This window comes from Bradyrhizobium sp. UFLA01-814 (genome assembly GCF_046718885.1).
Classification (GTDB): Bacteria; Pseudomonadota; Alphaproteobacteria; order Rhizobiales; family Xanthobacteraceae; genus Bradyrhizobium; species Bradyrhizobium elkanii.
Genome location: NZ_JAQOSR010000087.1, coordinates 1 through 13,477, shown reverse-complemented (window position 1 = coordinate 13,477; position 13,477 = coordinate 1). Strand labels below are relative to the sequence as shown.

Sequence of the window (13,477 nt, the reverse complement as noted above, 5' to 3'; positions counted from 1 at the left end):
CCTGTTGTGCCCGCCGCAGATTTTCCCGTGGGGCACAAAATGTCGGGAAGGTCTGGGAGCTGGTTCTGCGCGGGGCTGATTGTCCTCTCGCGGGGCGCATCTGGGGCACACGGGGCAGGAATCATGACAGCGCCGACCAACCAGCTGACACTCACCGATGCGGTGATCCGTAACGCTACACTGCCGCTCGGCAAGGCGCAGTATTATCTCCACGACGACAAGCTGCCTGGCCTCGCCCTGCGCATGCGCGCCACCGGCGGCCGGACCTGGGTTTACCTCTTCACCAAGCCGGGGGTGAGGGGAACCCAGCGCAAGACCCTCGGTCCGTGGCCCAAGTATAATGAGAAGGCGGCGCGCAAGGCCGCCACCGTCGCCGCAGGTGAGGTAGTCAAGGGTCTGGATCCCAACGACGCGAGACGCGAGGCGAGGCGGCAGCAAGCAGCCGAGAAGCAGCGCACCACGCTGGCCGACCTCATCGTCGAAGATGGTCCCTACCAGACGTCCTTGACCGGACGTCAAGTCGTCAACTGGAAGCCGGCAATGTCGGCGTTGCGGCGCGGGCTCAAGGAGCACGCCGAGAGCGGCGTGGGGGACCTGACGCGGCGGCAGATCATGGCAGCGGTCGACAAGGTTACCAAGACCGGTAAGCGTGGCGCGGCCAAGGACCTGCGCAAGCATACCCACACGTTCCTCGAATGGTGCGTCAGCGAGGGCTATGTCGACCACAATGTGCTCGCTGGTTATCGCGAACCAAAGGAAACCCGTGCACAGAGGGTGGGACGCCGAACGAAGGGCCGTGCACTCACCGATGAAGAAATCATCAAGGTTTGGCATGCATCCGGCAAGCTTGGCACCTTTGGGCTCCTGACAAGGACGTGCTTGCTCGGTGGCCCGCGCCGGAGTGAGCCAACCATGATCGAATGGCAAAAGCACGTCATGGACGATCGCATCACCTTCGATGCGGCCTGGACCAAGATGGGCTTGCACCACGATGTACCGCGCACTCACCTCATTGACGAGGTGCTCGCGGCCGCGAAACATTTTCAGCGTGCCACGTCCGATTACGTCTTCCCGTCACCGAAGACCGGCGGCCAGATGTCTGGCTTCACCAAGATGGTCAATCGGTTGATCAAGGAGGCGGGGGTCGCGAAATTCACCATGCATGACTTAAGGCGCAGTTTGCGCACCATCATGTCGCGCTGCGGCTACGACAATGAGATCCAGCGGCTGTGTGTCGGGCAAAAGCCAAGCGGAATCGATCAGGTATACAATCACGACGAACAGTGGATCATCCGAAAAATGGCATTCGAAGCGGCTCATGATTACATCGCGGAGCTGGTCGGCGCGATGCGGGTCGGCAAAGTCGTGCGCCTGCAAAGAACGAATCCGCTCGATCCGATCAAGGCTGAGCTGCTGGGTCGTCTCCGCGAGCATTATGCGGCTAAGACGGCTTAGTAGCCTTGTCGCATTTGGCCAGATAGTCCCGCACGGCATCGACCCGATAGAGCGGGCGGCCGTCGACGTAGCGCCATTTCAGCGGGTGGTTCGGATCGCGTCGCCACTGTTCCAGCGCCCCGGGTGTGCGCCGGATGACCGCGGCCGTTTCCAATGCCGTCAAATTGGAGCCGCCTGGCAGCGTATCGATATCGAACGTCGCGGGCGGCGGCATGCCACGGTTCTTGCGGCGGGGCTTCGTGGTCGGCGGCATTTTCAGATTACCCAGCGACGACTCTAATACCTCGATCCGGCCCTTTCGTCCTTGCCACTCATGCCTCCGCCCCGAACCGTGATCGGTCTGAGACAATAAGATCGCGCAGGCTTCTCAACGAAGAAAGAGAGCTAGAACGCAGGTAAGGCTGCCGGGTAGCTGTGGCGTACTAATAGGACGAAGCACACTCCTATGCGCCGAGAGCTTGACGAGCAATTCTGAATCGTTGGGGCGATCGGCATCCGATGCACAAATATGCGATCCGCCACTACGTAGCTCTTGAACACAGGAATCATATTCTGTGTCCCGCTCTCAATCTGTAAAATTCGGCAAAGTAGTTGTGGTCGGCGCTGGGCCGCGAACTCGACCGTGACTTGGGTGAGAATCCCTCCCTCTCCGCCACGCACCTCCCTAAGTGCCTGACTAATTGAATCCTTCGGGAAAATAAGGGCTTTCGTTACCGGCCGTTGGTACAGAAGGTTGGTACAAACGCATGGTCCTGATCATGGCGCGCCCTTGGCCGCATCCCGCCACCGGCATTTTCTGGTTTCGCATGGCCGTGCCGCTCAAATAGCGGCCGGTCGTCAACAAGCGCGAGGAGAAGTGCTCGCTCAGGACACGCGATCCTGACGAGGCCAAAATCCGGCATGCGCTCAGGGCCGCCGAAGTGCGGCGGCGCTGGAGTGGCCTCAAGGAGGGACCGCGTTCGCTGACCCAGAAGGAGGCCGTCGCGCTCGCTGGCGAGTACTATCGCAAGATGGTGGCGCGCCATGAGGAGAACCCCGGGCCCGCACGCCGCTGGGAGCGGCTGTGGCGTCAGGGGGAGATGGAAGTCAGTCGCGCGCCGCGGTCCTGGCCCACGCACCGCGCCCAGGTGCGCAGTTTTCTGACCCGCGAAGGACTTGTTCTCGACAGCGACAGTTTCGATCGGGTCGCACTTGCAGTCGCCAATGGACGAGCGCATCCAGAACATCATCCAGGGCCATGCGCCGGCCAACGAGGCGCGCGCTTACGGTGACCTTTGGCCTGAGACGGCGCGTCGCGGACTTCAAAAGCTACCGCGCTACGAAGTCGGTGCGCCGCTTTTGGCGCGGCGCGGCGGCATTCGAAAAAGGGTGTACGCGCGCAGTTCGTGAGTTTGATTGTCCCAAGCTATAGCGTTCGATTGGCGCCACCGCTTTTAAAATGATTATGCCGGTGTGCACGCTGTGCGCCACGCACCATAGGTCACACTTCCGCAGAAGTAATCCGAGCTCGTAACCCGCACTGGCGAAGCCTTGGGACGTGGGGATTGTCCTACGAAGTCCATTGGCTCGGCACGAAGATTACCTTCGCTGCGCTCGTCTTTTTGGTCCCCCGTGAGCTTGCTGCTGTCCACCTCTCAGGCAGACGCCGAAGCCAGATGTTCGAATGAAAATAAGTTCTCGGCGATTAAGCCAAATTTAACCATCTATCCGTATGGTGATGGTCCCGAAATCCGTTTTCCCTGCAGTTTCAGAGGTGTTCATGACCCAATTAAACAGGAATGTCCAAAAATATGACGTCCATAAACTGGACATCCGCGCGACCTTGGCCTCCGGCCTGCACCGGCTGGTGATCCGCACCCGCAAGGTCAGGCTTAATTGGTGGAGCGGCAACGTCGCCGTTGAGGAGAGCGTTACCACCGTGGAGCCGACGGATGCTCGGCACTGAACTCCCCGAATGGCGTAGCCGTAACCGGTTCACCCAGGACACGCTGCGGATGGCGCTGGGCATCAAATCCCGACAGACCATCATCACCTGGGAGAAATCGACCGAGCCGTTGCCGCGCCTCGTCGAGCTGGCGTTGCTAGCGCTCGAGCGGTTTCCCGAAGAGCGAAAGGTGACGACACTGGCGACGGTTCGCCGGACTGCGATCGCCATGTCGTTTTAGCTTTGTTGTTTGCAGCCACTTTGGCCTCGGTGGCGATCACGATGTAGCCTCCGAAGTGCCGGAGTGCGTTAGCAACCACATTCGTATCATTTCCATCTAGTACGTCTTGCCTTCGTGGCCCTTCTGGTGTGGTGGCTGCATAGGCTTTCCGTACTTTGGCGCTCTTTTCTTTCATCTGCTGTCGCAGCAACGCATCGGCGCCGCCTGCGCCAGCTTCTCAAGTTCGTTGTGCGTCAGTCGGCAGGTTGCTACCAGCCGTCCCACAGTCGTCGAAATCGCGATCTAATGCGACTGCACAAACCGGGGCGATTGAGCGCCGGCCGGAAGTCCGTGCTGGTGAATGCCATATTAGGCGTCCAATTCGGGACAAGTGCTTCGGGCTTGGCGCGCGTAAACAACCACGTCCCGTGTCCGTATGTAGCGAGAAAATGTCTCTCGTAGGCGGTCTGCATCGCTTCGACGTCGGAAATCGCAATAGAATTGAATATCGACCAAGCTCGGTTACCCGGTGCGGATCGCGAACGCAGGAGATCGCCTCCGCGCCGCAATGCCATAGAAATTTGCCAAGCGTAGGGTTGGTAGGCTTGATGGACGATTTCGCTGGACCAATCGTACAAATGACGTAACTCCTTCACGCGGAAGCCATCCGCTAAAAAGAAACTTGGGTTCGCAGCGATGAATTCTTGATGGAAGCCGTGCCTAAGCTTTGGCGGCTTTCCATTGCGGTCAGTTGGATAGACTGCGATCAAGCGCTCGAAGCGGAGTTCCATCGCCTGCCGCAGAACAAAAATCGAGGCGATCTGTGCGATTTTGTGATCGAACGGTGGCCCCGACTCCACGTATGTCGACTGGAAAGCCAAGCCGCGCGCGAGCCCAAAAATCTCCCAGCTCGTGGCACCTGAGTTCTTTTCACCATTAAAGAATTTCCAGCCCGGCTCCTTTCGCTTGAGGACGATAAGTATTTCGCGAAGGTCGAACAGATAGTCGATTAGAATGCGACCGAACCTCGAGAGTACGGCATAGGAAATAGAGCCATTGTTCAGATCTCTCATTTCGCGATCGAGGATAGTCAATTCCTCTAATGCCACTCGCAATTGGTATCGGAGATAGGGAATAACTGCCCTTTCATCCTTGAAGGTCGGGCTTTGCCGGAAAATCTGCACGGCAAGCTGATCCTGGTTCAGAGTTTGGCCGCGATTATGTTTGGCGTCGAGCGCCCTGATATCCGACAGGAAGTCGGCCATCGCTTTGTCCGCGACAGCATCAATCGGCGGCTCTCTTGTCGGATTCGGGAGTACGAGGTTCAGAAGTGCTTGGGCTGGCGTAATAGCAGAGGATGGTGTCATGTTCGGTTCTTGCGATGTGGATTGCTCGGACAGAGCGCTAGTCCAAGCCCTTTTGGAAATGATCGTCAAAAATTCGATTCGTGTGACTGTTACGCCGATGCCATTACTTTGAGGGGACGAAACCCGCCGCGAACCAAATGATCACTCGCAGCCGCAAGCACATTTCCCAAATCAGCCGGCAATCCGCCTTTCTGCAACCCCGGCTGAACCGCGACGAATTCGAACTCAATTTGAGCGGCAGCTGCGTTTGAGAGAAGGTTTTCAAGATGTTCCAGATCGCCGCAAACAAACCGCGCACTTCCCTTCCTATTGCTGAATCGCCGCCTTATGTTTGCAAGAACGCGCTGCTTAAGCGCCCAAATAACCGACTTTACGGCTTGGCCGGCTAGTTCGTAGACGTCTCCGACGCGGTGCCCCGCCGCGGCTCCACCCGCACCCTTGCAATGATAAAAGCGGATGAGCAAGCGGTTCTCGACTTCTTCGACCGCGATGAAATCGGCTATTTCTCCCGACCCATGATCGTAATAGACAACGGCGTTCCCTGAGTTCGCGAGTTCAGCCTCCAGACATGCGTGAACGGAAATCATTCCTTGCCGGCCGTTACCGAACTCTCGACCGATATCCACATTGCGTCGAGCCCAATCGAAGACCTCAATCATTTCCGGGTCGAACGGCGGCAGATCCGCAGCGGCGCGCCACAAGCTCGGTCCGTCAACTAACGAGAGATCCGCCGTATAGAAAACGGGCATTTCTCCATTGAGAAAATCGATAAGCGGCGTCTCTTCGTGCTCACGCAGGATGACTGCTTCAACTTGCCCTCGCTCCAGTGGTTCGAAATAGCGATCTGTCTCAAAAGAAAACGTCGCCTTGAATTCGAAGTCATCATCTCCGGTGAGAATAATGACGACTGCCTGTTCGCTCGACGCCTCATCGTCGATCGCAAGGTCGAGATCAAGCAATTGCGCGACACGTTCCTCATCTCCAAGCTGATAACGCAAGACTGCGGGATGACGATAGACGGTGTCAGGCCAACCCACGGCCATGATTCCGGGCGGCAAGGAATCGATTTCCTCGCCAGCATCCAAAAAATCGAGACCAGAGCCCGTTATGGGAGTGTCGTTGCTACTGATGCGACGCGCCAACTTCTCACACCATTGGATCAGGTCAGGCAGCTTTCCAGCCCTATTACTCCAGATTTTCGATGCACTACTAAGGCCAATTGTGACACTCTCTCCCTCGTCAGATCCGCGTCCAAATGCGTGACCGCGATGGTAGAGCCGCGCGTCACTTCTGCCGATCACTTTGTCGGCGTTAGATCCAGTCACGATGCGATATGATTCCGTCGTGTTCGACACCACGCGGTTGCGCATTCCGACATTGAAGAATTCGGGAGCCTCAAGCCCATTGAGGGCTCGATTGACACGGACGAGCGGAAGCACGCTTGGGTTTGCCTCGCGGAATGACTCGATAAGGAACTGATACAAGCCTTCTGTGCGCTGAGAGGCGCAAATGAACAGAAGATTGGATGCCGTATCCTGAAACAAAACGAACAAGTCGTACGATATTGAAGACAAGCGGTCATCGGTAGACCATCGCGGCGGACTAGTTTCGCGCGTTATATAAATCGCCGCTCCATGTTCTTCGCTAGTCGCTTGACAAACGACTTGCAAATCTTGGGGAAACTCAATGGAAGAATTGATATCGATGCCGTGCGCGAGCTGGAAGATTTTGACGTGGAAATATGGTTCAAGGACGTACAGCGAAAGATCCGTTAGATCAGGCGCGATGGCTTCAGCCGTTTCGAAAGATTGTAGAATTTCGCGAGTCTCGGCTTCCTGATGAACTCGGGCAGCGGAAAGGTTCTGGACCATTTCCTGCCAAACCGCCCGTGCGTCGTAGAGACGTTCGGCTTCAATCTCAATTTCAGACGGTACAGCGAGGAAGGTCGCACCACCGATGTTGTCGCCGACGGTGCGCGCAAATCGACCGATAAACTGTAAGGTCACGTTCAGCGAGCGATGCGGCGAGTGAATCGCGGCGATCTTCAGGCTCGGAAAATTGAAGCCCTCGCCAAGCATGTTGACGCAGACGATTCCGTCGAGCTCCCCATCGGAGAGCGCCTGAATGACTGCCCGGACGTAGCGCAGTGACTTGTCGCCCGTTACAATCTTAAGCCGAAGCTTGGTGTGCCGTTCATATATCGTGAGCAGGTCGGTTGCTCGCCGACGACTGTCTGTGCGTACCATGACGCGATGCTGAAATCCGGCGTCTCTATCCCGATGAAACTGCAATTCGGCGGCAATAGCGATTCCTTCGTCGGCAGCTTGTCCGGTTGAGGGCGTAACCGGTTGATAGCGGATCAAGCCAAAGACTTGATCCTCGAAAGCTTTGCGGAGGTCATATGTGAATATGAAGCGGCCTTTGATTTCCCGCTGATCCTGGCGAAACGGCGTTGCGGTGAACAGGATGCGCTTGGCTTGCTCGAAATGGTCCAGTAGTCTTTTCCAAGTAGCGGCCGGGCTGTGATGTGCTTCGTCGACCAGCACCAGATCAAACATATCTAGCGGGGGTTCGGGAACGTCTTCGTATGCGGGGCTGATGCTCTGAACAGTCCCAACGACCACATCATATTCGGCCAATCGGTCCCACCCCTCGGGAGTCGTAATGCGCTTCTTCACGGCTAGAACACGCGGCGCGGGCACTTCCTCCGAGAGGGCCCCAGCGGATCTTAACGTTGCTAACTTTTCAACTTCGTCCGCAATCTGCTCTCTGACTAGCCGGCCTGGCGCCACGATAAGAACCCGCTTCGCCTGCAGCACGAACGCCGCTGCGATCAGAACCGCTGTCTTTCCCGATCCGGTGGGCATGGTCACGACCGCAGGATCTCGTCGCAGCGAAAAGTGGGCGGCGATCGCGTGGATGGCCCCTAGCTGCGCCATCCGGAGGCCAGGAGCCTCTCCGTCCTTCAGCGGGAAGCGAAAACATTCATATTGATCCGCGAAATACCCCAAAAGTCTTTCCTCAGCTAAGATGAGGACACTACCATAACGTGTGCATGTTGGAGTCGCACCTATCTATCACTGCATCCACAGCCCTGCCCACAGCAACAGATGTTGCGGCGCATTACTCTGCACTCTGCTTTCTTCGCCTTCAACGTTTGCCTATTCAAATTCCCCGGCCATGTCTCTTTTGCCGCACTCCACCAGCAGCGCTGGTCTCGAAGACATTGCAAGGTCTAAATGGGTCCGCGCGAATGTGGGGCCCTTCGCTTGGCTAATCGAGCTGTTTTCTTTCCCGATCTTTGCCGCCTGTTTTCAGCCAAGCTTGGTAGCGATGGGTATCCGACTAGGATGCTCCCACTGGGGAGGCTAGCCGTTGACATCAGCGGCGCGGTGTTTTCGCCGACCGGAACCAAGTCGGGTTTGCCGCCTACTTCCCGCGCGAGGAATAAGCCTGATTGGGAAAAGATCAGCACCCCACCTGGGACAGTGCGCGTGTCTACCGCCTTGATCTCTACATCACTGAATCCCGGGACGCTGAGTTTTCCACCTATTTCGCGTGCTAAGAACAAGCCTTTGTCGGCCACGATTAGTGCGCGCCCGCCAGAAAATTCGCTCATAAAGTAGGTGTGGCCGGTGACGGGGTCGTTCATCGGCGATATGCCGACTTTGCCGTCAACCTCGCGTGCGACCAGCAACCGTTCGGGAGTGCGGATTAGTGCTTCTCCTCCCGGAAAGCTTTGCATGTTCGACAGCCCTGCAACGTCTGCGTCAGCAGCGACAATACAGGCGATGTCCAGCGTGTCCTGAGCTAGCGCTGGTTGGTATAGAGCCGCTGTCCAGCCAAAAAATGCAGAACAGAACCATCCAATTCTGGCGCGTCTATGCCATCGATCCGAGGTATGAAACATATCTTTGCGCCGTAGGCCACCGCAGAATCCCGCCACGCTACCATAGGTTTTAGTCGAGGTTTCAGAATATTAATCTATCCGATCTAGCTGACATATGCGGAGCCACACGTGAGGAATGAAGTCATAAGTAACGCAATCGGGACGCTCGACCAGTTGATCTTCAAGGCGAGGGACGCCTTGTGGGATATTGAGCGCGAGATGTTCGGGACGCCGGCGCGTTCAGATGGGATGTACGAATATCCTAACCTCGCCTTGAGGGCGTTCCTTCAAGAACTCCATGATGTGTTGGTGGTAGTCTTGGAGGCTGCAGAAATGTCCGAGACGCGCACATCTTTAGTCAAGGCGTGGTCAGCCTTCAAAAAGCAGGGGCTCGAGCATACCGATGACAACTATCATTTCCAAACATGTGAAAGCCCGGCACTTACGTTCGTAGGCCACCTTCTCCTGGGGCTGCGGACAAGCGTGAGTGAGCAGATTTCAAGTAGTGACGCTTGGACTCTGACCAGGTTGGAAGCGATGCTGCGGGACACTGCGGCGCTCATACATCGACGGGGCGTGGTTCCAAAAAACGAAAGCGACGTCCAAAAGGTCATGCATGACTATCTCAGCGCGGCATTTGCAGATTTTAGGTCCAACCCACAGATCGGCGGGGCGCTGAAGAACTTTAAGCCCGACTGCGGGATCGAAGGAGTCGGAGCGGCGATCGAGTTCAAATTTGTCCGCGCGAAACAAGAGGTGGCAATTGCCGCCAGTGGCATCATCGAAGACACTGCAGGTTACCGGGGTTCGAAGGATTGGGTGCGCTTCTACTCGGTAATCTATCAAGCCGCGCCATTCATGTTGGAGAGCCATCTAAAGAGCGATCTTAGGCGTATCGGAGCCGCAACTTGGGTGCCGATTGTCGTGAATGGCACAGCTGAGCCGCGCATCGCCAAAAAGCGAGTGGTTTCGCGAAGCGGGCGTTCTTCGAAAAAGAAACCGTCTCCCGATAGAGTGGAAGGCTGATCGGTTTGTCGAATGGCCGCCTGTGGTTTGATAGAGAAGGACCGCACGCGGCCTGTGCCGCAAGCTCGGCTGTTAACCCTTGTCCAATACGGCGCATACCTTGCCGACCACGACCCATTCGGACCGATCGTCGGGTTTTGGCATTTGGTCGTCGTCACCGCGTAGCACCCGGATCCGTCCGTCGTTCCGCACCAGCACGAACCTGTCAGCCCTGTTCTCTGTGAACTGCTGATCAATCAGCAGGTGACCGGTACCGTTTTCGTCCGGATGCAAGATGACCATCGCGCTGGTCGCTGGCGCGCATCCGAAGCTTGCGGACAACAAACCAACCGGGAAGCCGAACTCGCGTCCCGCCAGGGCGGTCGGGCTTCTACCCCTTGCCTTCGCCTTGAACAGTTCAACCGCGGAGATTTCCGGCACCGTTTCAAACGAGACTTCACGTTTGGGTCGGGTCCTCGGATATTCGGGGATGGCGAGTTCTGCCGACGGTGCGCCTGGGGGAATCTGCCGGAAGCCGGCAAAGATGTGCTCGACGTGACTTTCGAGGCGCGAATGCAAACCGAGCAAAGCCTCCAGCTTGGCGTCGGCCTCAGCCGGCAGGCCGGACGGACCGGTGCCAGTAAGTAGCCAGTCAGCGCTGCAACCGAAAGCGATCGCGTAAAGACGAGCGGCCTCAGTTGACAAAGTGTTCTGCGCAACCTCCTGTGCCGAAAGCGTACTCCTTTTGAGCTTGAGGACCTCGGCCGCCGTCTTGGCGGATGCATATCCGGCTACGCGGCGCGCGACCCTCAACCGTCGTCCGGCTTCTTTGATGTTCTGTCTGGCTTGGCTGCCCTCGCGCTCGACCCGGGCCTTGAACCGCGCTTCGCGCACGGGATCGGTAGCCGGCCATCGCCGCTCTCGCTTTGCAGCCAGGCAAGGCTGATGCGGAAGGCCGACGCGTAAACTTCCTCCCAACTGCTATCGATGAACCGATTGCCGGTCTCGTGCGCCCGGTAGGTCGGCTCGCTCCAGCCGTGAGCCAGCGCAGCGGCCTTGGCGGAAGCAAAGCCAGCCGCGCGCCGAGCTGCGTGGAGCCGGTTAGCCTTCTTCGGGTCGGCCACATAGGGACCGTACATCTTCCGACCGTTCGCCTTTTGCCCATCGGACTTTTTGACCACAGTTTGCGTGGTCGGCCGTCACGCTTATCAGGACCGGCGGAAATGGACATCCCAATGTGCACTTCCCCGTCTCCGGGATTGCCCTAATCGACATCGGGACTTACGATTTGAGGCGGTACAGCGGGCTTCATGACGACCTCCGCGGGAAAACCACCCGGAAGGTTTTGTTTGGTTTTGATCTAACTGACTGACTTAACTTCATTTTCTGACTTCCTGCTGATATCGGAGATATTCGTCGACAAGATCGACATCGATCCGCGCTACCTCATCCGTCCATATTACTTGAGGCCCGACGGCAAGGTTGGCCACGACGCCTTTGCGGTGATCCGCGAGACCATACGCGAGACGGACAAGGTCGCGATCGGGCGCGTGGTCTTGACCAACCGCGAACACATCATTGCGCTCGAACCGCTGGACAAGGGGCTCGTCGGCACGCTGCTGCGCTACCCCTACGAGGTACGCAGCGAGCGGGAGTATTTCGACGAAATCCAGGACGTCGGGATCACCAAGGACCTGCTGGATCTCGCCAAGCATATCGTCAATCAGAAGGCGGGATCGTTCGAGTCCGAAAAGTTCGAGGATTACTACGAAACGGCGCTGGTCGATCTGATCAACGAGAAGCGGGCCGGCAAGCCGATCGTGACAAAGGAGCGGCCGCGTGGCGAGAACGTCGTCGACCTGGTGGAGGCGCTGCGTCGGAGCGTAGGCGACGGTGCGGCAGAAAGGCAGGCGCCAAAGCCCGCCAAGAAGTCGCGCAAGGCGAGCGCCGGTCAGAAGGAAATGCTAATGCCAATCGCCGGCAAGAAGCAGGCGAGGGCGCCAAGAGCAAGAAGCGAGCGATCGGGGCGCAGCGTCGGTCCGCCTAGCGGCCCGCGAATTGCCGAGGCCAGTCATTGGCGCCTCGGCCGTTCCTCGCCGCCCTTAAGATGCGCTCTCATCCACACGATAGACAGGAATCACCCCGTCTCCGCGGGCCGCGCACGCCTCGATTCGCGTCAAGCCGTCGTCACATGGCCAGGAGATAAAGCAACCTTGCTGTCGTGAGAGACCTTGTTCGGTACCTGAGGCAGCGACACGATCGCAACGAGAAGACCTGCGGCAAGCAAAAGCATACGGGACATGATAGATCCTTTCCTTCTTATCGGTAGCTGGACAGGTTGAGACTTGCATCGTCGGGCAAGGACCCGAACGGCACGCCGTTCAGATCGCGCTTCGCGGCGTTCCGCCTTTCCCGCTCCTCGCGTCGCCGTTTTTCGACCTGCTTTGCCAGGTCGAGCGCAGCCGCAAGGACAGGAATCCGGTTCAGCGGAGCGTCGTGGCCGACAGGGTGATGCTGCGGAAGGTCGGCGGCCTCGATTTCAAGGCGCTCGGCCGCATCGCACAGCAGATCGGCCGCAAGATCGTTCCGCTCGTTTACGGCGACGGCCTCTGCCACGTTGATCAAGAGCCGCGAATCGCCGGTGACAAAGGACACGTAGATGACAAGCTTGACGAAATCGTCCTGCGCCAGGCTGGGCGTTACGTCCACCTTGATCTGGTCATTCGCGAAGTACCAATTGATCATCGAACGAACAAAAAGGACCTTGGATCCAAGGTCGTTCGGCAAATCGAGAAACGAGAAAGCCTTGTTGAAAGCCGGTGCGGCGAGTGCGTAATTCTTGCGGTACAGCTCCAGCTGTCCTTCGAGCGAGGCGAGCGCGGCCCTGTCGATGGCACGTTCCTGACGCTTTTGCGGCGTCTTCGGGGAACGCGCCTCACGGAGCCGATCCCGCAGCCGCGAAAGCTTGCTGTCGGCCTTCGCCTTCATCCTCTCAAAAGCCTCGCTCAGCCGCTCGGGAATTACCCCCTTCGTCCGCCGAGCGAACTCCATCTCAGCGTGAGCCGTGCGAAGGCCGTATTCCGTCAATTGCGCCTCGAACGCGACGCCCAAGACACCGGGATACAGAAGTTCCAGAACGGCAGGGGCCAGGCCGGCGACATCGCCAGTGCCCTGACGCGAGCGGGTGACGGCAACCTCGTTGACGCTCAGGAAATCCGCAATCGCAACGCCGGTATTGTAGTTGAAACCGTGCTTGAGGATGTTCAGAAGGATGAGGTTGTCCGCCCAAGCCGGGATTTTGGTGGGGCCGGCGTCAGGGGTTTTGGCTTTCGTCATTGGTCTAATCGCCTCCGTGAGGGGGGAGTCGACGATATGGTAGCCACCCCCGGCCGCCTCCACTTTCAGAATGAAATACGGACGCAGCGTGGCTGCGGCGTCTTGCCGCCGACGCGAAAGCCCTGCCGGGTCTTGCGACTCGGCAGGGCGTAGCAGTGACGGGAGCCTGGATGGCGGTCGTCAGGCCGCCTTGCGCGCTGCGAAGCCCGCGAGCGCGGCGTCGGACACCACCGCCGTCGACGCCGGCGCGTAGGCGTTCTGCGCGGGATCGAACGCCAGGG

Annotated in this window: 11 protein-coding genes and 2 pseudogenes; 7 read left to right on the top strand and 6 right to left on the bottom strand. The window is 58.1% G+C overall.

Features of this window, described 5'->3' with window-relative positions:
• Window positions 1–123: 123 nt before the first annotated feature.
• Window positions 124–1,455: a tyrosine-type recombinase/integrase gene (locus PMN64_RS24655; RefSeq protein WP_411782494.1), complete on the top strand. Its 1,332-nt coding sequence runs from the start codon at window positions 124–126 to the stop codon at window positions 1,453–1,455.
• On the opposite strand, the gene PMN64_RS24650 is transcribed toward PMN64_RS24655, so the two are convergent.
• The gene (locus tag PMN64_RS24650; RefSeq protein ID WP_411782493.1) at window positions 1,442–1,708 is read right to left on the bottom strand and encodes a hypothetical protein; all 267 of its coding nucleotides are present in this window, start codon (window positions 1,706–1,708) and stop codon (window positions 1,442–1,444) included. The two genes, PMN64_RS24655 and PMN64_RS24650, sit on opposite strands and share 14 nt — an antisense overlap.
• 586 nt (window positions 1,709–2,294) lie before the next feature.
• Here PMN64_RS24650 and PMN64_RS24645 point away from each other — a divergent pair.
• From PMN64_RS24645 to PMN64_RS24630, 4 genes and pseudogenes are all read left to right on the top strand, one after another.
• Window positions 2,295–2,726: pseudogene (locus PMN64_RS24645) on the top strand (hypothetical protein); the annotation flags it as partial.
• Complete coding sequence (locus PMN64_RS24640; RefSeq protein ID WP_411782492.1) at window positions 2,659–2,844, top strand: hypothetical protein; 186 nt, start codon at window positions 2,659–2,661, stop codon at window positions 2,842–2,844. The pseudogene PMN64_RS24645 and the gene PMN64_RS24640, both read left to right, overlap by 68 nt.
• A gap of 370 nt (window positions 2,845–3,214) precedes the next feature.
• The gene (locus tag PMN64_RS24635; RefSeq protein ID WP_411782491.1) at window positions 3,215–3,400 is read left to right on the top strand and encodes a hypothetical protein; all 186 of its coding nucleotides are present in this window, start codon (window positions 3,215–3,217) and stop codon (window positions 3,398–3,400) included.
• A complete protein-coding gene (locus PMN64_RS24630; protein WP_411782490.1) occupies window positions 3,387–3,620 on the top strand; it encodes a hypothetical protein in 234 nt (77 codons plus the stop codon). The genes PMN64_RS24635 and PMN64_RS24630 overlap by 14 nt, the downstream gene beginning before the upstream one ends.
• A 248-nt stretch (window positions 3,621–3,868) precedes the next feature.
• Here the strand turns inward: PMN64_RS24630 and PMN64_RS24625 are convergent, their stop codons facing one another.
• The 3 genes from PMN64_RS24625 to PMN64_RS24615 all read right to left on the bottom strand — a co-directional run bounded on the left by PMN64_RS24625 (window position 3,869) and on the right by PMN64_RS24615 (window position 8,876).
• Window positions 3,869–4,864, bottom strand: a complete 996-nt coding sequence (locus tag PMN64_RS24625) for a hypothetical protein (protein WP_411782489.1) — start codon at window positions 4,862–4,864, stop codon at window positions 3,869–3,871.
• 191 nt (window positions 4,865–5,055) lie between these two features.
• Window positions 5,056–7,977: a DEAD/DEAH box helicase gene (locus PMN64_RS24620; RefSeq protein WP_411782488.1), complete on the bottom strand. Its 2,922-nt coding sequence runs from the start codon at window positions 7,975–7,977 to the stop codon at window positions 5,056–5,058.
• 224 nt (window positions 7,978–8,201) lie between these two features.
• Window positions 8,202–8,876 (bottom strand): hypothetical protein, encoded by a 675-nt coding sequence (locus PMN64_RS24615; protein WP_411782487.1) that lies wholly within the window; start codon window positions 8,874–8,876, stop codon window positions 8,202–8,204.
• A 108-nt stretch (window positions 8,877–8,984) separates the two neighbouring features.
• On the opposite strand from PMN64_RS24615, the gene PMN64_RS24610 reads away from it, so the two are divergent.
• The gene (locus PMN64_RS24610; RefSeq protein WP_411782486.1) at window positions 8,985–9,881 is read left to right on the top strand and encodes a hypothetical protein; all 897 of its coding nucleotides are present in this window, start codon (window positions 8,985–8,987) and stop codon (window positions 9,879–9,881) included.
• Window positions 9,882–9,953: 72 nt separating this feature from the next.
• Here PMN64_RS24610 and PMN64_RS24605 read toward each other — a convergent pair whose 3' ends face one another.
• On the bottom strand, window positions 9,954–10,754 hold the full coding sequence (locus tag PMN64_RS24605; RefSeq protein WP_411782485.1) for a hypothetical protein: 801 nt from the start codon (window positions 10,752–10,754) through the stop codon (window positions 9,954–9,956).
• A 518-nt stretch (window positions 10,755–11,272) separates the two neighbouring features.
• Between PMN64_RS24605 and PMN64_RS24600 the strand changes: the two are divergent.
• Window positions 11,273–11,907 (top strand): annotated as a pseudogene (locus PMN64_RS24600) (Ku protein); the annotation flags it as partial.
• 272 nt (window positions 11,908–12,179) lie between these two features.
• Here the strand turns inward: PMN64_RS24600 and PMN64_RS24595 are convergent.
• Window positions 12,180–13,196, bottom strand: a complete 1,017-nt coding sequence (locus tag PMN64_RS24595) for a hypothetical protein (RefSeq protein ID WP_411782484.1) — start codon at window positions 13,194–13,196, stop codon at window positions 12,180–12,182.
• Window positions 13,197–13,477 lie beyond the last annotated feature (281 nt).